Origin of the sequence: Paractinoplanes lichenicola (genome assembly GCF_016785085.1) — a bacterium.
GTDB classification, from domain to species: Bacteria; Actinomycetota; Actinomycetes; order Mycobacteriales; family Micromonosporaceae; genus Actinoplanes; species Actinoplanes lichenicola.
Genome location: NZ_JAENHO010000002.1, coordinates 660,670 through 677,580, shown reverse-complemented (window position 1 = coordinate 677,580; position 16,911 = coordinate 660,670). Strand labels below are relative to the sequence as shown.

Below are 16,911 nucleotides of genomic sequence, written 5' to 3'. Positions count from 1 at the left end.
CGGGCTTTACCCGGAGCGCTTCTCCCGTACACCGCGCCCGATGCGGGCCGGTCGCCGCGGCCGGGGCTTACCGCTCTTCGCCTTGGGCTCGTCGGGGCTCGGTTCCCATTTGTCCTGCAGCGCGGGCCGCTCGACCCCGACCCGGGCCGCCTCGAGCTGAGCCGCGAACGCGATGCCGAGGAACAACGCGATGCCGGTGAGGTTGGCCCAGAGCAGCAGCGCCATGATCGCGGTCAGCGGCCCGTACGTGGCGCCGAAGTTGCTGCCGAAGCGCACGTACCCGGCGAGCAGCAGGCTGGCCAGCCACCACAGCGCGGTCGCGACCACGGCCCCGAACAGCAGCCAGGAGTAGCCGGGCTGACGGCGGCGGGGCGAGTATTTGAACAGCAGGCCGACCGCGAAGATGATCAGCAGCAGGCTCAGCGGCCACCGTACGAAATCCCAGGCCACCCGCACGTCGCCGGCCCACGGCCAATGCCGGGCCCCCGCGTCGCCGAAGGCTCGGCCCCCCACGAGCAGCAGGAACCCGAACAGGGCGGGAATGCCCGCGCACACCGCGAGCAGCCCGGCCCAGAGGTATTTGAACAGCGCCGGCCGGTCCCGCTCGACGCCGTAGATGCGGTTGGCACCCCGCTCGATCTGGGCCATCGCGGTCATCAGCGCGACCAGGCCGGTGATCAGACCGAGGGTCAGCGCCACCTCACCGGCGTCGCTGCTGCTCTCACTGTCCTCGAGCAGCTCGCCCACCAGCGGATCGCTCGCGCCCGGGGTCAGCTCGAGGATCGTCTCGGCCACGACCCGCCCGCCGTCCTCGGCGCCCAGGTCGGCCGCGAGACCGGCCAGGGCGATGAGGAACGGCACGATGGCCAGGCAGAGCTGGAAGGCGAAGGCGCGGGCATGACTGAAGCCGTCGCCGTAGCGGAACCGGATGAACGCGTCGCGCACCAGCGGCCAGCGGCCGTAGTGGTAGAGCGCGTGCACGGCGTCGTCGGCCGAGAGCTCCTCCCCCCGCATGTCCCGCGTCTCGGGGACCGGCTCCGTACTACTCACGGGCCGCCTCACGGATGTCCTCGGCCGCCTCGGCCGCGGCGCTCACGTCGTACGCGAGGTCGTCGTCGCCGGCGGGCCGCGGCACGCTGAGCAGCAGGGCCTTGGGCCGTACGGAGATCTTGAGGGTGCGGCCGGGCTCGATCAGGTCGCCGTCGAGCTGGCGGGGCTGCGTGCTGCGGGAATGGATCTCGATCTTGGAGGCCGTGTACGTCTCCATCAGCGGCACCCGGTCGCGGCGGCGGACCACGCCCCAGGCCAGCGACACCCAGTGGGCCAGGTTGTTGGGGCTCAGCACGGCCACGTCGAGCTGCCCGTCGGCCGGGTCGGCCTCGGTCAGCAGCCGCACCCCGCCCTGCAGCCGGCCCACGTTGCCGACGATCACCGTACGGGGGCGGCGCGGCATCGGCGGCCGGTCGTCCAGCACGATCCGGGCCCGCATCGGCCTGTCCCGCAGGTGCTTGAGCGCCCCGCCCACGTACGCGAGCCAGCCGATCCGCTTCTTGGCCTGCTCTGACGTGCCCTCGAGCATCTGGGCGTCGAACCCCATGCCGGCCATCACCACGAAGCACTTGCCGTCGCAGACGCCCACGTCGATGCGGCGGCGCCCGCCCTCGATGGCGACCTGCACGCCGGTGGCCGCGTCGGTGCCGAGGCCCAGGTTGGCCGCGAGCAGGTTGCCCGTGCCGGCCGGGAGCACGGCCATCGTCGTCTCGGTGCCGGCCAGCGCGGTCACCACGGCCATCACCGTGCCGTCGCCGCCGCAGGCGAACACCAGCTCGGCGCCGTCCTCCACGGCCTGCTTGGCCTGGCCCTCGCCGGGATCGTCGGGCGTCGTCTCGTACCAGGCCGGGCGGGGCCAGCCGACGCTGTCGACACCCTCGTCGACGATCCGATGGAGAAGCTCCATATCGGGCACTTTGGTGGGGTTTACGACAACTGCGCTGCGGGGTCCCGTCACGCGGCACAGTTTGCCCGGCTGAGGTAACGACTGAAACTCCCCAGCGGCTCTGTACCTTTAGCTCGTGAGCATGACAACGGTCACCTGGTGGGGCCACAGCACCGTCTGGCTGGAGGACTCGGGCACCACCCTGCTCACCGACCCGGTGCTCACCGATCGGGTGGCCCACCTCAAACGCATGACCGGTCCCACGCCTGAGCTGCCCGGCGTGCCCGACGCGGTGCTGCTCTCCCACCTGCACGCCGACCACTTCCACGTGGCGTCGCTGCGCAAGCTCGGCGGCCGTCCCCAGCTGATCGTCCCGCGCGGCGCCGCGCCGTTCGTGGCCCGTTGCCTGGGCGCCGAGGCGGCCGCCCGCACGATCGAGCTCGCCCCCGGGGAAGAGACAACCGCGGGGTCCGTACGGGTCAGGGCCGTGCCCGCCGCCCACGACGGCGGCCGCGGCCCCTGGTCGCGGGAGCGCGCGATCGCCATCGGGTTCGTCGTCGAGGGCGCCTCCCGCACGTGGTATGCGGGCGACACCGGCCTGTTCGACGAGATGAGCGACCTCGCCCCGCTCGACCTGGCCCTGATTCCGGTCGGCGGCTGGGGCCCCACGCTCGGCTCGCACGGCCACCTCGACGCGGAGGCGGGCGCCGAGGCCCTGCGCCGCGCGAAGGCGTCGTGGGCGGTGCCGGTGCACTACGGCACGCTGTGGCCGATGGGCCTGAGCCGGGTCCGCTCGCACATGTTCCGCGAGCCCGGGGTCACCTTCGCCCGCAAGGCCGAGCGCGCCGCCCCCGACTCCGTGGTGCGGGTGCTGGCGCCCGGCGAGAGCCTGACGATCGGCCCCACCGCGTGATCGCCACCCTGGGCGCGCTGGCCTGGTTGTTCGCGGTGGTGGCGTTCGGCGCCATCCTGCCGATCGTGCCGACCGGGGCCGCCGTCAGCGGTGCGGCCGCGCTGGCCTTCCACGAGCACCACCCGCTCACCATCGTCTTCGTGATCGCGGCCGGCGCCGCCGGGGCGTACGTGGGCGATCTGGTGATGTACGCGATGTGCCGGTTCGGCGGCGAGAAGCTGGCCCGGCGCCTGCGCTGGCTGCGCGACGAGGAGCACCTGGCGGCGGTGAAGGAGAAGCTCCACAAAAGCCAGATCCCGGTGCTGCTGGTCTCCCGCCTGATCCCCGGCGGCCGGGTGCCGGTGCTGCTGGCGGCGGCCTTCCTGGGCATGCCGTGGCGCACCTTCGTGGTGGCCAACGCCCCGGCCTGCGCGCTGTGGTCGACCGTCTACGCCGCCATCGGGGTGGCCGGCGGCTCGATCTTCCCCGAGCCGTGGGAGGGCGTGGTCGCCGCCGTCCTGGTCATCCTGATCGTGAACCAGACGATCTCGTGGATCTCGAAGCGCCGCGAGGCCCGGGCCACGGCCGAGGCCCCTAATACTTCAGGTGCTGCCGGGTGAGCTTGGCGACCTTCTGCACCGAGGTGATGCCGCCCGACATCGTGCCGTTGTCGTGCGACAGGACGGCGATCGAGATGTCGGTCCGCGGGCCCGTGACCCGGCCGACCGAGTTGATGATCCAGCGGTAGTTCTCGGTCGAGCGGGCCAGCCAGCCGTTCTTGACCGTGAACTTCTCGCCGGCCTTGGCGACGGCGGGCACGCCCCAGTCCTGGCTGTCGTCGACCGTGCTCATCAGCGTGTAGGCCAGCTTGCGCGAGCCGACGTCGAGCGGGCCCGACGTGTCGACCAGCTCGGACAGCAGCTTGACCTGGTCGTTCACCGTCGTGCGGGTCAGGCCCCAGGCGCTGTTGACCTTGGTCTCGGTCAGCCCGAGCCGCTTGTTGCACGCGCCGACGCCACCGGCCCGGCCGAGCTTGGCGAAAAGGGACGTCGTGGCATCGTTGTCGCTGAGCCGGATCATCCGCTTGGCCAGGGACAACTCGGTTGCCGTGAGGTCGCGGCCGGCGTCCTGGGCCTTGAGCAGCAGGCACGCGAGCACCTGCACCTTGACGACGCTGGCGGTCTCGTACTTCTCGGTGCCCCGGAACGAATAGCGCTGCCCGGTGCGGCGGTCGAGCACGGCCACCGAGAACTCGGGGGCGCTCGCGGCGTACTTCTTGAGCGCGGCGTCGAGGGCCTTGACCCGCTTGGCACGCTCCTGCGCGGCCAGCTCGGCCTGCGACGGGCCGCTGGGCACCGGCGCCACCTGCGCCCGTACGCGGGCCGGGCCGGTCGAGGCGGGGGCCGCGTTCGCCGCGTTGGCCGCGTCGCTGAAGGTGCCGATCGGGCCGGCGCCGGAGTCGTCGCGCATCATGCCCACGCCGACCAACCCCGCACCCCCGAGGAGCCCCACCGTCGCGATGGCCAAGATCCAATTCCGCGTACGTCGCACGCCTGCCATAGTGCCGTGTCGCGCCGGTTCATGTGCGTCCTAGCGTGCTTCGCATACGAGATTGACAGAGACTATCGACGTACGGGTGACTCGCGCTCACCGCGGGTGACTACCGGCCGGACGTGACGTTCTGCCGCATGATGGAGGCATGCGCTTCCCGTTGGTGTCACCGTCCGCGCTCGCCGAGCTAGCCCGTTACGCCGTGGGTCAGGCGGTCGAGACCGCGGCCGCGGTGGCCACCGTCCCCGTCCGGGTGATCAGCGTGCTCGGCCAGACCGAGCTGCTGGTGAGCCGCGTCACGATGCTCGCCGACGAGGCCGAGGGGCTGATCCACCGGGTCGGCGCGGTCGTCGAGGCGGCCGAGGCGACGGTCACCGAGGCCCGCGCGATCGCCGCGGCCGCCTCCGACGTCGTGGGCCAGGCGGTGGCGATCAGCGCCCGCGCCGACGTCGTGGTCGGCCACGCCGAAGAGATCAGCTCCCGCGCCGGGGCGGTCGTCGGCACCGCCGAAGAGATCAGCTCCCGCGCCGGGGCGGTCGTCGGCACCGCCGAAGACATCAGCTCCCGCGCCGGGGTCGTCGTGGGCAGCGCCGAGGAGATCAGCTCGCGGGCCGGGGTCGTCGTGGGCGGGGCGGAAGAGGTGAGCGAGCGGGCCGGCACGGTGGTGCTGCGCGCCGTCGGCATCTCGGACGCCGCCGAGGGTGTCGTCGAGCAGGCCGCGGCCGCCGCTCAGGAAGCCGCCCGGCTGCTGGAGGCGTACTCGGAAACGCTCTTGAAGGGTGCCCCGATAGCGCAACGATTCGTCAACGAGCTCTCGCCCGAGGAAGTCACCGCGGCGATCCGGATGGTCGACCAGCTGCCGGCGCTGCGGGCCCACCTGGTCGACGACGTGATGCCGCTGCTCGGCAAGCTCGACCAGGTCGGCCCCGACCTGCACAAACTGCTCGAGGTGACCGAGGATCTGCACCTGGCGATCGCCGGCCTGCCCGGCCTCAAGATGCTGCGCCGCCGCGGCGAGGAGCGCGTCGAGGAACAGCGCTAACCGCGGCGCACGACGTCCAGCATCAGGTCGAGGTGGCCGCGATGCTGGGCGGTCTCGCGGATCATCTGCACGATCATCCAGCGCAGGCTGACCGGCGCCTTCCCGAACGACGGCAGCGCCGCCCGCGCGTCCAGATCGCCGAACCGCGCCACCGCGGCCCGGCTGCGCTCGCAGGCCGCCGAATAGAGCTCCCGCAACTCCGCGACCGAGTCGTCCCGCGCCGACTCCCAGGCCCAGCTCTCGTCATCACCCACCGCCTCCCACGGCGACGGCCACGCATCCCCGAGCAGCGTGCGCGTGAACCAGAGATCCTCCATGTGCGCGAGGTGCTTCACGATGCCGCCGATGGTCATGGCAGTGTCGGGCAGCAGACGAGCGGCCGCCACCTCGTCGCCGAGCCCGTCGAGCGCCGCCAGCGTCATCCCGCGGTGCTGCTCGAGAAACTGCTCCAACGTCTCCCGCTCCGGCGGGTGCAGCCGCGGATGGTCCACCATGGCCCGATTCTGCCCGGAGTTCGCGATCAGAGCAGGGCGCGGGCGAAGCCGGCCTCCAGGCGGGCCGCGAAGTGGGTGACGAGCGGGAGGGTGGCCGCGGCGACGAGGGCCACGATCAGGTAGAAGCCGGTGGCCGTGAGGTAGGAGTCGCCCAGGCCGAGCAGCTGCGGGAGGTCCGTGTCGTCGGGGCCGTCGGGCAACGCCCAGCCCCACAGGGCGTACGTGGCGCCGCCGAGCACGCCGGCCCACCACGTGAGCACGAGCGAGGTCGAGATCGTGCTGGGGATCCAGCGCAGGGTCGCGTGCATCACGTCCTGCCACGACTGCGGGTCGGTCAGCATGGCGAGCACGCGTCGGCTCCCGCCGTACGAGGGTGTGGGCAGGTGGTCGCCGAGGGCCGCGAGCCGGGAACGTTCCCCGGCGGCGAAGGCGCGGGCCTGGGTCATCGTGAGGACCAGCAGGGGAATCCCGATCCAGACCACGGCCAGGGTCAGGCCGGCGGTGAGGAGGGTCAGGCAGACCGTGAAGGAGGCCACGGCCAGCGGGAGGCCGGTCAGCACGTAGCGGGTGTCGGCGGCCACCCGGGGCCAGAGCCGGACGGCCAGGGGCATTTCGAGCTGCGTCGTGGTCATGACCTGACGCTATGCGCGGCCGGGGCGCGGGCCGATCCGGTGAGCCGGTCGATCGAGGGTAGGGCTAGCCCTACCCCGGAAACAGACCGGCCGTCCCGGTGGGGGAACCGGGACGGCCGACTGCGGGGGGACTGAGGGGTCAGGCCGCTACGGGCACCGCCGCGCGGATCTCGGTGACGGCGCCGGTGCTCAGGCAGTACTGGGCCGCCACCGCGCCGACCGTGCCGTCGCGGAGCGCGTTGTCCACGACGGACGAACGCTCGCGCAGCAGGTCGAGCGTGTAGACCGAGTGCCGGGCGCTGATCTCGCTGGGGGTGGTGGCGCCGTCGAGGCGGGCCCGCAGCACGTCGGGGGCGATGCGCTCGGCGATGTCGCGGACGTAGCCGGCCGGGACTGCCGCGTTGTCGACCACGCCGGTGCCCGCGGCCACGGCGCCGCAGCCCTCGTGGCCGAGCACGACGATCAGGGAGACGCCGAGGTGGGCGACGGCGTACTCGACCGAGCCGAGCGTGGCCGCGTCGACGACGTGTCCGGCCGTCCGCACGACGAACAGGTCGCCGAGGCCCTGGTCGAACAGGATCTCGGCCGGCACCCGGGAGTCCGAGCAGCCGACCACCAGCGCGAACGGGGCCTGCGACTGGCTGAGCTCCGCACGGCGTACGGCGCCACGGTTGCCGGCGCCCGTGCTGCGGTCCTCGAGCCAGCGGCGGTTGCCTTCGAGCAGCTTTTCCCAGGCGGGGGTCTGGTCAGAAAACATGAGTGGGGGGCTCCGAAATCAGTTGAGGATGGCGCCGGTGGTCGCGACCTGCTCGGTGAGCACGCCGCTGATGAGTCGCTGGGTCTGGTTGATCTCCTCGACGGCGGTGTGGATCTCGGCCAGGGAGGCCGTCACCGCGTCGACGCGGGCCTGAATGGCGTTGACTTTGTCGCTGACCTCGTCGGTGGCCCGTTCGGTCTCGGTGGACAGTTCCTTGACCTCGCCGGCGACGACGGCGAAGCCCTTGCCCGACTCGCCCGCCCGGGCCGCCTCGATTGTCGCGTTGAGGGCCAGCAGCTTGGTTTGAGCCGCGATGGACTGGATGCTCCGCACCACCGCGTTGATCTCGGCGCTGGCCTGGCCGAGCGCGGCCACCTGCTGGTTGGCCTCGACGGTCAGCCGCTCGCCCTGCTCGGCGACTGTCGCGGCCGAGGTGACGTTGCGCTCGACCTCGGCGATCGAGTCGAGCAGCTCGCGGCCGGCGTTGTGCAGCTGTTCGGTCGAGGTGAACCGCTCGAGCGCCTGCCCGACCAGGAAGGCCGTATTGCGCAGCGCGCTCTCCCGGCTCGCCGACATGAGCAGCGTCCGGGTGGCAAAGAAGTCCATCGTGCCGACGATCTGGCCGCCGACCCTGATCGGCAGGCAGACGCCCGACTTGACCCCCGCGGCCTGGGCGGCCGGACGGCGTACGCAGTCGGTCAGCTCGCCCAGGTCCTCGACGAAGACGAGGTCACCGCGGGCCCAGGCCCGGCCGGAGAGCCCGACGCCCTTGGCGAAGGACGCGGACATCGTCACGCGGCGGAACTCGGCGCCGGCGTCGCCCGACTCGAGCGCGAACCGCAGCACGCCGTCGTTCTCGTCGAGCTGCCAGAACGAGCCGTACTGCCAGTCGAAGTCCTTGCGGATGATCTCGAGGGCGGATCGCAGGGAGTCGTCGCGGCTGGTCGTCTGCGTGAGCGCGCGGATGACCTCGGAGACCGCGTCGACGTCCTGCGCGGCCTTCTCCTGCCGGACCGCCTCGTGCAGCCGGGCCAGGGCGCCCGAGACGAGCTGGCCGACCGCCCGCAGCACGGAGAGCCGGGCCTCGGAGAGGTGCAGCTCCTCGGTGGCGAAGAAGTCCATGGTCCCGACGACCTGGTTGTCCTCGATCAGCGGGAAGCAGACCCCACTGTGCACACCCGAGCGGGCGGCGACGGGGGCGCGGACGCAGTCGGTGACGTCGGCGATGTTGGTCACGAAGACCAGGTCGCGGCTGCGCCAGGCGCGTCCGGAGAGGCCCACGCCCTCGGCGAAGGAGGCCTCGAGCGTCACCCGGCGGAAGTCCTCGTTGACGCTGCCGCTCTCCTGGGCGAACCGCAGCACCTTGTCGCCCGCGTCGAGCTGCCAGTAGGAACCGTAGGCCCAGCCCAGCAGGCCGCGCACCAGATCCAGGGCCTCGCCGATGGCCTGCTGCGGAGAGGTCGCGCCCTCCATCGCCCTCATGATCGCGGTGACCGCCTGGACGTCGGCGCGAGCCTCCGCCAGGTCGGCCTCGGCCTTCTCGGCCGCCGCGCGCTTGCCGGAACGAAGCACCACAGCTCCTCGGGGGGTCGTGAATGGCGCACCGCCACTCAAGTGCCCGCAAGATCGGCTGCGAGGTCGTTCAGTTGAAGGGTCGCCGGGCAGCAAAAAAGAGCCCCGCCTCACGGCGGGGCTCTTTCCGGGATGCGATCAGAACACGTTGACGCCGTAGACGTTCAGCGCCTCGACGACCGGCTGGAAGTACGTGGTGCCGCCGGAGGAGCAGTTGCCGCTGCCGCCGGAGGTCAGGCCGAGGGCGGTCGTGCCGGAGTAGAGCGAGCCGCCGCTGTCGCCGGGCTCGGCGCAGACCGTGGTGCGGATGAGGCCGGAGACGGAGCCCTCGGCGTAGTTGACCGTGCTGTTGAGGGCGGTGACCCGGCCCGAACGCAGACCCGTGGTCGAGCCGCGGCGGTAGACCGTGGAGTTGACGGCCGGGGTGCCGGCCGAGGTGATGTCCTGCGAGCCGACGCCACCGGTCTTGGTGATCGTCGTGTTGGTGTAGCGGACGATGCCGTAGTCGTTACCCGGGAAGCTCGTGCCGGACCGGGTGCCCAGCGTGGTCGAGCCGTTCGTCCAGGTCGAGCCGATGTTGGTGCAGTGACCGGCGGTCAGGAAGTAGTTGGTGCCGGCGCTGTTGCGCACGTTGAAGCCCAGCGAGCAGCGGCCGCCACCGGCATAGATGGCGTCGCCACCGCTGATCTTGACGCTCAGCGTGCCGGCGGTCTTCTCGATGCGGGCGCTGTCGCCGAGCTTGGCCACGGTGGCCTCGACGGCGGCCAGCGAGGCGCCGGTGACCGTGCTGTCCACCTCGACGACGACCTGGTTGCTGATCGGGTCGACGGCGAACGCGGTGCCGGGGGTCTTGAGCGAGCTCTTCAGCGCGTTGTCGGCCGAGGCGAGCTGAGCACCCGTACGGGTGACGAAGCGCGGGGTTGCGCCCGCGGCCTTCACCGACTTGGCGGTCGCGGCGTCGGTGACGTTGACGACAACCTTGCCGGCGTCGTCGATGTACGACCCGGCCGTGTTGACGCCGAACTGGGCGTCCAGCTTGGTGGCCAGGGCCGACGGGGCGAACGAGGGGTCTCCGGCAGGGGCGGCCGAGGCGGGTGACGCGGCAAGTCCGGTGCCGACGAGCATGCAGGCAGCAAGGCCGACGATCGGCCGGCGCAGCTTCCGGTTGAGCACGGGGTTCCTCCCAGGGGGTGGGGGATGCGCCGGAACCGGCGCACCACTTGCCCTCGGAGTATTGACACTTCTCAATGCACGTTCAAGAGTCGGCAATTGTTGCCACAACCCCGTTCACAACCACCCTGAGCTGCGCAAACACGCCCACATACCGCGAATCGTATTACTAAACCGGGATGGCGAGGTTATGGGCCTGAGCCCGGATCTCGGGCACGGCGGTCGTCTCCCACAGCGCCCCGCGGCGCAGCGGCCCGATCAGCCACCGGTCCTCCTGCACCCGGCCGTCGGCGGCGATCAGCCGGCCCGACGCGTCGATGTCGAGCCCCAGCCCGTGCGGGCCGACCCGGGCCTGACCGGCGGCGAGCAGGCCGCCCACGAACGACCCGGCCGCGGCGGGCAGCCGGCCGGGACCGGCACAGTTCACGACCGCGCCGAACCACTGCACGCCCGCCTCCAGCTCGACCAGCAGGCCACCGGCGGGCGGGGCGGTCATCGAGCGGACGCCACCGGCCCGCACCTCGAGCCGGCCCTCCTCGCGCAGGGTGGCCACGCGGGCGCCGACCGAGGGCGCCATCCGGTGCCGGTGACACTCCCACGGGCGGGCCAGATGCCGCAGGAACGCGTCCTGCTCGGCCGGCGTGAACGCGGTCCAGAGCTGATCCAGGTACGGGCGGAGGCCGTCGACCACGGCACGCCAGTCCCCCGCCCGCGCCGCCTCGGCCCGCACCGCCCGTACGACGTCGCGCAGCGTCGCGCAGTCGTCGAGCGCCGGCCCGACCGGCGGCGCGGCCACCTCGGTGTGGGTCAGCGGCAACTGGCCCCGGCGGCTGACCGCGGTGATCGGCGCGTCCCGGTCGCCCTCGGTGAGCGTGAGCGCCACGTCGATCGCGGTCAGCCCGGCCCCGACGAGCAGCACCGGCACATCCGACGGGATCGCCTCGAGCGCGCCCTTGGCCCACGGGTCGGCGACGTAATCGGGGTGGTCGGGCCGGGCCGCGGGCTGGGCCGGGGCCGGGCTGCCGGTGGCCACCACGACCCGCTCGGCTTTCACTTCCGCCCCGTCGGCCAGCACGACGCCGGTCGCCGACAACCCGGCGGCCCGAGAGCGCCGGATGGTGAGGCGCGGTCCCGAGATGTCCGACAAAACATCCCTCAGATAGCGCCCATAATCCACCCTCGGCCGGAACTCGTCCGGCGAGCAGCCCGCCCACCTGGCGAAATGTCCGGGATCGCGGGAGTCGGCACTCATCGCCCCGGCCCGCGAGTTGAGCAGATGCCACGGCCGGGCCGCCCCGTAGGCCAAGCCCCCGCCCGGCTCGTCCGGCTCGATCAGCACGACCCGGTCGTCGGTGTTGCTGAGCAGCTCCCGGGTGGCCAGCACGCCGGCACAGCCACCTCCCACGACGGCGACCGTCGTCACCGCTCGACCACCGTCACGCCGGAGTCGTCGGCCAGGCGGTAGCCGAGCCCGTAGACGGTCGTGACGACCTCCGGGTCCGAGAGCTTGGTGCGCAGCCGGCTGACGTGCACGTCGACCGTGCGGTTGGTGGTGTGCGTGTGCCCCCACACCTGCGCGAGCAGCTGGCTGCGGCTGAACACCTGGCGCGGGTGACGCGCGAGGAACAGCAGCAGGTCGTACTCGAGGCGGCTGAGGTCGAGCGGCTTGCCGTCCCGCATGGCGGTACGGGCGCCGGGATCGAGTCTCAAACCCTCCGCCCCGCCGGGATCGGACAGGGTCACCCGCACCGCCTGGCCCGCGGCGTCGACGAGGTCGCGCAGCGCGGCCACGACCCGCTCTCGTCCCGCCCCGGAGCCGGAGACGCTGATGGTCACGGTGACGGGTGAGTCGTCGAGGTCGGGCACGGGGTGGAGCCGGCGACGTGGAACGGCGGGGTGGGCGACGGCGAGCACGGACATGGGGTTCTCCCTCCGGTGACAGCCGGATTAATATATCTCCTATGTGCGAGGTAGGTTAATAGCCTCACCGGTGATTCGCCTCGAAGGAGAGCCATGACTCAGTACGTCGTCGTGTCCGGCAACCCCCGCTCCGGCTCCCGCACCTCGGCCCTGGCCGCCGCCGTGGGCACGGCCCTGTCCGGCGGCACGTTCACCACCATCGAGGTCGGCGATCTCGGCCCCGGCCTGCTCACCCCGGGCGACGAGGCGACCGCGGCCGCCGTCACGACCCTGCGCGAGGCCGACGTGCTGGTGGTCGCCACGCCCACCTACAAGGGCAGCTACACCGGCATCCTCAAGGTGCTGCTCGACCAGCTGCCGGCGCAGGCGCTGGCCGGCAAGCGGGCCGTGCCGGTCGTGACCGCCGGCGTGGCCCCCCAGGCCGCCGCGGCCGAGGCGCTGCTGCGGCAGCTGCTGACCGAGCTGGGCGCCGACGTCGCCCCGGGCCTGCCGGTTGTCGAGAGCGACCTGCCCGAAACGGCGGCGATCGCGGAGAAGTACGCGGCCACCTTCAGGGAGTCCACAGGTTCGTGACAGGGCCCTCTTAGCCATCGTCCGTAGCTTTCGCCCTGCCCGATCTTGGGCCGGCAACAACGCACGAAAAGACTCGTCCCGCTCGGTGATGCCGTGCCCCCGGTCACCGAGCGGGACGAGCCGTTCCCGCCAACCCGGCCCACCGCGCCCGCCTCGCCGCCCGGCCCCACCGCGTCCGGCCGTCGTCGTGTGAGTGAGTACTCACAAACAAGCGCAGCACCGACCCCACTGCCGGGCTCACCGCGTCCGGCCGCCGTCCTGTGAGTGAGTACTCACAAACAAGCGCAAGTCCGACCCCAATGCACCCGGCCGCCGCTGGTAAGTGAGTACTCACATCCCGGGCATGGCGACGGCCCTGGCCTGTGAGTGAGTACTCACAAACCAGGGCCGGTCGAGCCGGGCAGCGATCAGGCGACGTTGATCGTCAGGGTCTTCGTGGTGCGGGTGCCCCAGGCGTCGGTGAACGCGACCGTGAAGGTGGCCGAGCTCGCCGGCCAGCCCTCGATCAGGCCGCTCTCCGACAGCGACAGCCCCGACGGCAGCGCGCCCTCGGCGAGCGTCCAGGTGCCCGAGCGCCCGTCCGCGACGGCCAGCTTCTCCGAGTAGTAGGCGCCCGCCGACCCGTCCGGCAGGCCGTTCGTCGAGATCACCGGGGCGGTCTTGCGAACCGACACGGTCAGCGTGCGGGTGGCCGACTGCGGCACGTAGTCGGTGAAACGAACCGTCACGGTGGCGGTGCCCGGCGCGACCGGCTTGCCGGTGATCGAGCCGCTCGGCCACAGCGTCATGCCCGTGGGCAGGCGGCCCGCGACGACGCTCCACGCACCCCGGCGCGCGGTCTTGAGGGCCAGCTTGCCCGCGTACGCCTGCCCGGCGGTCACGGTCAGCGCCGAGCTCGTGATGACCGGCGCGGCGGGCGGGGCCGGCACGAACAGCAGCTTGTTGGGCGAGCCCTTGAGGTCCTTGACCTTGCCGGCGGTAGCGTTCTTGACCAGGTAGGCCGCGACCTGAGCCGGGGTCATCGTCGGCGACGCGTCCAGGGCCAGGGCGGCCGCCCCGGCGACGTGCGGGGACGCCATCGAGGTGCCGCTGGCCACGGCCGTGCTGTAGTCGCTGCCGTAGAAGTCCGAGCGGATGTTGACGCCGGGCGCGAACAGGTCGAGCACCGGGCCGAAGTTGGAGAACGACGCCCGGCGGTCGGCCGCGTCGCTGGCGCCGACGGTGATCGCGGCGCGCAGGCCGGCCGGGCTCATCTTGCCCGCGCTGGCGTTCTCGTTGCCGGCCGCCACGACGTACGTGACCCCGGAGTTGATCGAGCGCTGGACGGCCGCGTTGAGCGAGGCGCTGTACGACCCGCCCATGCTCATGTTGGCCACGGCCGGCTTCACGGCGTGCGCGGTCACCCAGTTCACGCCGCTGATCACCTGCGACAGCGTGCCCTCGCCCTTGCAGTTGAGCACCCGTACGGCAACCAGCTGCACCTTCTTGGCCACGCCGAAGACCTGGCCGCCGATCGTGCCCGCCACGTGCGTACCGTGGCCGTTGCAGTCGCCCGCGTTCGAGGTCTGGGTGATCGCGTCGTAGCCGTAGGTGGCCCGGCCGCCGAAGTCGGCGTGCGTGATCCGGATGCCCGTGTCGAGCACGTACGCGTGCACCGCGCTGCCGTCGTCGGTCGGCGTGTACGACTTGGAGGCCTTGACGGCCCGCTGGTCGATGCGGTCGAGGCCCCACGGCGGGTTCTTCTGGGTGCCCTGGATCGTGAGAATGCGGTCCTGCTCGACGTAGCGCACGTCCGGGTCGGCGGCCAGGCGACGGGCCTGGGTCGCGCTCATGTCGGCGACGTACGTCGTGCCACCGTCGGCCGACATCGTCGACGCCTGGCCGGGGGCCGGCTCGTTCAGCGTCACGATGTAGCGGCCGGGGATGGCGCCGGGCGCGCCCGCGCCGACAACCGTCCCCTCGGGCAGGGCGGCCAGCGCCGGGACGGCAGTGCCGGAGATGACGACGGCGGCGGTGGCGGCCGCGGTGGCAAGGGTGCGCATTCGCATGGCCGCCTCATCGGCGTACGCCCTGGTCAGGTGAGGAAAAGACCCGGCTCGCACCACGGAAATACCGGCCTTGCCACGAGCGTTGACCGGTACGGCTTCAAGAGAGGAACCCATCATGAAGGTCCGGAACTCGTTGCGTTCGCTGAAGGCCAAGCCCGGCAGCGTGGTCACCCGTCGGCGCGGCCGTCAGGTCGTGATCAACCGGAAGAACCCCCGCTGGAACGGCCGCCACGGCTGACCCTCAAGCGCCACGCGAAGTGCCGCCAAGGCTGACACGCCCGATCGCGGGACGCGAGGGGCGAATCGCGATAGCGTAGAGGAGACAAAGCCGGAGTCCCGCCGCCACGGGGCTCCGGCTTTTCCCATGCCTAAGGGCCGTTCTGATGCGCGAGCAGAGCCAGCCGTACGCGGTTGGGGCTCCCGGTCTTGGTCATCAGCGCGGTGATGTGCGTCTTGACCGTGGTGATCCCGATATGCAACCGCTCGGCGATCTCGGTGTTGGACAGCCCCTCCCCCACCAGGTCGAGCACGTCCTGCTCGCGCGCGGTCAGCCCCTGAACCGGCCGCCGCCGCTGCTCGGCACCCACGTCGGTGGCGCGTCTCACCAGCCGTTGCAGCACGTCCCGGCTGAACGGGCTGTCACCCGCCGCGGCCCGCCGGATCCCCTCGAGCAGCTCGGCCGGCGGCGCGTCCTTGAGCAGGAACCCGCACGCCCCCGCGTTGAGCGCCGGATAGAGATGGTCGTCGTCGCCGAACGTGGTGAGGACCAGCACCCGGGTGGCCGGTCGCTCGGCCAGCACCCGGCTGGTGGCGCTGATCCCGTCGACACCCGGCATCCGCAGATCCATGACGATCACGTCGGGCGCGAGCCGGGCGGCCAGGGTGATCGCCTCCCGCCCGTCGCCGGCCTCGCCCACGACCTCGAGATCGGGTTCGGCGTCGCACAACATCCGCAGCCCGGCCCGAATCAGCTGCTGATCGTCGACCAGCAAGACCCGGATCACGCGCCGCCCCCGCTCACGCCGCGGCTCCCGTGTGGGCGGGCAGCACTGTGGCGACCCGCCAGCCCCGGCCCGACGGTCCGGCGGTCAGCTCGCCGCCCAGCACCTCGACCCGCTCGCGCATGCCCGTGAGGCCGTGACCGCCGCCCGGGGGCTTGGGTGCGGGCCCCTGGCCGCCGTCGTCGGCGACCTCCCAGATCACGTCGCCCTCCTCGACGGCCACCCGCAGCCGCGCGTGGGCCGACGGTCCGGCGTGCTTGGCCACATTGGTGAGTGCCTCCTGGGTCAGGCGGAGCACGGCCAGGCCGCGTACGGAATCAATTGTCCCCACCTCGTCGTCGACGTCGGCCTCGACCGTCAGCCCGGCCCGCCGCGCGGTGTCGACGGCCGTGCCCAGGGCCGCCGGCAGCGAACCCGGCACGATCGCGGTGATCGCCGCATCATGCACCTGGCCGTCGTCGCGCAGCACCGCCACCAGCCGCCGCAGGTCGGCCAGCACGGCCGTGCCGGTGCCGTGCACGTCGTCGAGCACCTCGCCCACCCGCGGGTCGATGCCGGGAATCACGTGCCGCGCGACGCCGACCCGCAGCACCATCGACGCCACGTGATGGGCCACCACGTCGTGCAGCTCGCGGGCGATCGCGCTGCGCTCGTCGGCCCGGGCCGCGCGATTCTCCATCGCCGCGCGCTGCTCGGCCTGGTGGCTCAGCTCGCGTGACGTGCGCACGACCAGCCCGAGCAGCATCGGCAGCCCGATCGGGATGACCAGGCTGAAGATGCCGTCGTTGATCCGCTCGTCGCCCGGGATCACGTCGAACGCCAGATGGACGGCGGTGAGCAGCCCCGCGCCGATCGCGTAGGTGCGGACGCTCGCGGCCCAGACGACCAGCTCGCCGAGCGCCCAGCTGCTGCCGACCGCGTTGATCGTGGCGTCCTCGATCAGCACGAACGCCAGGATCAGCAGGCCGGTCTGCACCAGCAGGTTGGTCACCGGCCGCCGGCCGAGCAGCGGAAGCGAGACGAACGCGACGACCGCCAGGATCCACTGCTTCATCGAGGTGACGTGGTGGCCGTCGGGGGTGAAGAGCAGATAGCTCAGGCCGGTGAGGTCGAGCAGGATCATGCGCGCCCATGTGTCCCGCTTGTCGAAGAGACGCCCTAGCCAGCCCATGGCGCTCAGACTAGGCGGTCCGGCCACGAGCACTTCCGAGTTATCCACAGGCCCGGAGTTATCCACAGGCTGCCCACCTCGCCCCGCCAAAGATCAGCATTCCCCGGCATAATCACGACGGGGAGGCCCCCGGGAGGGTGGGCCTATGTCCA

Annotated in this window: 18 protein-coding genes and 1 pseudogene; 5 read left to right on the top strand and 14 right to left on the bottom strand. The window is 72.0% G+C overall.

Annotated features, from left to right (window positions below):
- Positions 1-6: 6 nt before the first annotated feature.
- Both JKJ07_RS07690 and JKJ07_RS07685 read right to left on the bottom strand, forming a co-directional pair.
- Positions 7-1,050, bottom strand: a complete 1,044-nt coding sequence (locus JKJ07_RS07690) for a YihY/virulence factor BrkB family protein (RefSeq protein ID WP_202990524.1) — start codon at positions 1,048-1,050, stop codon at positions 7-9.
- Positions 1,043-1,957, bottom strand: a complete 915-nt coding sequence (locus JKJ07_RS07685) for a diacylglycerol/lipid kinase family protein (protein ID WP_202990523.1) — start codon at positions 1,955-1,957, stop codon at positions 1,043-1,045. Before JKJ07_RS07685 ends, JKJ07_RS07690 begins: the two co-directional genes overlap by 8 nt.
- Positions 1,958-2,078: 121 nt before the next feature.
- Between JKJ07_RS07685 and JKJ07_RS07680 the strand changes: the two genes are divergently transcribed.
- The gene (locus JKJ07_RS07680) at positions 2,079-2,849 is read left to right on the top strand and encodes an MBL fold metallo-hydrolase (protein ID WP_202990815.1); all 771 of its coding nucleotides are present in this window, start codon (positions 2,079-2,081) and stop codon (positions 2,847-2,849) included.
- Positions 2,846-3,448 (top strand): DedA family protein, encoded by a 603-nt coding sequence (locus JKJ07_RS07675; protein ID WP_202990522.1) that lies wholly within the window; start codon positions 2,846-2,848, stop codon positions 3,446-3,448. The genes JKJ07_RS07680 and JKJ07_RS07675 overlap by 4 nt, the downstream gene beginning before the upstream one ends.
- Here the strand turns inward: JKJ07_RS07675 and JKJ07_RS07670 are convergent.
- Positions 3,423-4,388, bottom strand: coding sequence for a serine hydrolase (locus JKJ07_RS07670; protein ID WP_202990521.1), 966 nt, complete (start codon positions 4,386-4,388; stop codon positions 3,423-3,425). The two genes, JKJ07_RS07675 and JKJ07_RS07670, sit on opposite strands and share 26 nt — an antisense overlap.
- Before the next feature lie 139 nt (positions 4,389-4,527).
- Between JKJ07_RS07670 and JKJ07_RS07665 the strand changes: the two genes are divergently transcribed.
- Positions 4,528-5,421: a hypothetical protein gene (locus tag JKJ07_RS07665; RefSeq protein WP_202990520.1), complete on the top strand. Its 894-nt coding sequence runs from the start codon at positions 4,528-4,530 to the stop codon at positions 5,419-5,421.
- Here the strand turns inward: JKJ07_RS07665 and JKJ07_RS07660 are convergent.
- From JKJ07_RS07660 to JKJ07_RS07630, 8 genes and pseudogenes are all read right to left on the bottom strand, one after another.
- Complete coding sequence (locus tag JKJ07_RS07660; RefSeq protein ID WP_202990519.1) at positions 5,418-5,915, bottom strand: DinB family protein; 498 nt, start codon at positions 5,913-5,915, stop codon at positions 5,418-5,420. The two genes, JKJ07_RS07665 and JKJ07_RS07660, sit on opposite strands and share 4 nt — an antisense overlap.
- 26 nt (positions 5,916-5,941) lie before the next feature.
- Positions 5,942-6,547 (bottom strand): sensor domain-containing protein, encoded by a 606-nt coding sequence (locus tag JKJ07_RS07655; RefSeq protein WP_202990518.1) that lies wholly within the window; start codon positions 6,545-6,547, stop codon positions 5,942-5,944.
- A 139-nt stretch (positions 6,548-6,686) separates the two neighbouring features.
- On the bottom strand, positions 6,687-7,304 hold the full coding sequence (locus tag JKJ07_RS07650) for a carbonic anhydrase (protein WP_202990517.1): 618 nt from the start codon (positions 7,302-7,304) through the stop codon (positions 6,687-6,689).
- Between the two features lie 18 nt (positions 7,305-7,322).
- A complete protein-coding gene (locus tag JKJ07_RS52425; protein ID WP_438871374.1) occupies positions 7,323-7,679 on the bottom strand; it encodes a methyl-accepting chemotaxis protein in 357 nt (118 codons plus the stop codon).
- A gap of 150 nt (positions 7,680-7,829) precedes the next feature.
- Positions 7,830-8,777, bottom strand: a pseudogene (locus tag JKJ07_RS52420) (GAF domain-containing protein); the annotation flags it as partial.
- Between the two features lie 237 nt (positions 8,778-9,014).
- The gene (locus JKJ07_RS07640) at positions 9,015-10,049 is read right to left on the bottom strand and encodes a S1 family peptidase (RefSeq protein WP_307834157.1); all 1,035 of its coding nucleotides are present in this window, start codon (positions 10,047-10,049) and stop codon (positions 9,015-9,017) included.
- Positions 10,050-10,215: 166 nt separating this feature from the next.
- Positions 10,216-11,469, bottom strand: a complete 1,254-nt coding sequence (locus JKJ07_RS07635) for an FAD/NAD(P)-binding protein (protein ID WP_202990515.1) — start codon at positions 11,467-11,469, stop codon at positions 10,216-10,218.
- The gene (locus JKJ07_RS07630) at positions 11,466-11,966 is read right to left on the bottom strand and encodes a winged helix-turn-helix domain-containing protein (RefSeq protein ID WP_202990514.1); all 501 of its coding nucleotides are present in this window, start codon (positions 11,964-11,966) and stop codon (positions 11,466-11,468) included. Before JKJ07_RS07630 ends, JKJ07_RS07635 begins: the two co-directional genes overlap by 4 nt.
- Positions 11,967-12,059: 93 nt before the next feature.
- Between JKJ07_RS07630 and JKJ07_RS07625 the strand changes: the two genes are divergently transcribed.
- On the top strand, positions 12,060-12,539 hold the full coding sequence (locus JKJ07_RS07625) for an NADPH-dependent FMN reductase (protein WP_202990513.1): 480 nt from the start codon (positions 12,060-12,062) through the stop codon (positions 12,537-12,539).
- Between the two features lie 407 nt (positions 12,540-12,946).
- On the opposite strand, the gene JKJ07_RS07620 is transcribed toward JKJ07_RS07625, so the two are convergent.
- Positions 12,947-14,587 (bottom strand): S8 family peptidase, encoded by a 1,641-nt coding sequence (locus tag JKJ07_RS07620; RefSeq protein WP_202990512.1) that lies wholly within the window; start codon positions 14,585-14,587, stop codon positions 12,947-12,949.
- A gap of 115 nt (positions 14,588-14,702) precedes the next feature.
- On the opposite strand from JKJ07_RS07620, the gene JKJ07_RS07615 reads away from it, so the two are divergent.
- Complete coding sequence (locus JKJ07_RS07615; RefSeq protein ID WP_202990511.1) at positions 14,703-14,825, top strand: ribosomal protein bL36; 123 nt, start codon at positions 14,703-14,705, stop codon at positions 14,823-14,825.
- Positions 14,826-14,955: 130 nt separating this feature from the next.
- Here JKJ07_RS07615 and JKJ07_RS07610 read toward each other — a convergent pair whose 3' ends face one another.
- Both JKJ07_RS07610 and JKJ07_RS07605 read right to left on the bottom strand, forming a co-directional pair.
- Positions 14,956-15,591, bottom strand: coding sequence for a response regulator (locus tag JKJ07_RS07610; protein ID WP_202990510.1), 636 nt, complete (start codon positions 15,589-15,591; stop codon positions 14,956-14,958).
- A gap of 13 nt (positions 15,592-15,604) precedes the next feature.
- On the bottom strand, positions 15,605-16,759 hold the full coding sequence (locus JKJ07_RS07605) for a sensor histidine kinase (protein ID WP_202990509.1): 1,155 nt from the start codon (positions 16,757-16,759) through the stop codon (positions 15,605-15,607).
- Positions 16,760-16,911: the final 152 nt, after the last annotated feature.

What these genes read in the sequence shown, in the direction of transcription:
- JKJ07_RS07665 (WP_202990520.1), top strand. Translation starts at nt 4,528, where the DNA reads ATGCGCTTCCCGTTGGTGTCACCGTCCGCGCTCGCCGAGCTAGCCCGT.
- JKJ07_RS07650 (WP_202990517.1), bottom strand. Translation starts at nt 7,304, where the DNA reads ATGTTTTCTGACCAGACCCCCGCCTGGGAAAAGCTGCTCGAAGGCAAC.
- JKJ07_RS07605 (WP_202990509.1), bottom strand. Translation starts at nt 16,759, where the DNA reads ATGGGCTGGCTAGGGCGTCTCTTCGACAAGCGGGACACATGGGCGCGC.
- JKJ07_RS07630 (WP_202990514.1), bottom strand. Translation starts at nt 11,966, where the DNA reads ATGTCCGTGCTCGCCGTCGCCCACCCCGCCGTTCCACGTCGCCGGCTC.
- JKJ07_RS07615 (WP_202990511.1), top strand. Translation starts at nt 14,703, where the DNA reads ATGAAGGTCCGGAACTCGTTGCGTTCGCTGAAGGCCAAGCCCGGCAGC.
- JKJ07_RS07680 (WP_202990815.1), top strand. Translation starts at nt 2,079, where the DNA reads ATGACAACGGTCACCTGGTGGGGCCACAGCACCGTCTGGCTGGAGGAC.
- JKJ07_RS07655 (WP_202990518.1), bottom strand. Translation starts at nt 6,547, where the DNA reads ATGACCACGACGCAGCTCGAAATGCCCCTGGCCGTCCGGCTCTGGCCC.
- JKJ07_RS07685 (WP_202990523.1), bottom strand. Translation starts at nt 1,957, where the DNA reads ATGGAGCTTCTCCATCGGATCGTCGACGAGGGTGTCGACAGCGTCGGC.
- JKJ07_RS07625 (WP_202990513.1), top strand. Translation starts at nt 12,060, where the DNA reads ATGACTCAGTACGTCGTCGTGTCCGGCAACCCCCGCTCCGGCTCCCGC.
- JKJ07_RS07660 (WP_202990519.1), bottom strand. Translation starts at nt 5,915, where the DNA reads ATGGTGGACCATCCGCGGCTGCACCCGCCGGAGCGGGAGACGTTGGAG.
- JKJ07_RS07620 (WP_202990512.1), bottom strand. Translation starts at nt 14,587, where the DNA reads ATGCGAATGCGCACCCTTGCCACCGCGGCCGCCACCGCCGCCGTCGTC.
- JKJ07_RS07670 (WP_202990521.1), bottom strand. Translation starts at nt 4,388, where the DNA reads ATGGCAGGCGTGCGACGTACGCGGAATTGGATCTTGGCCATCGCGACG.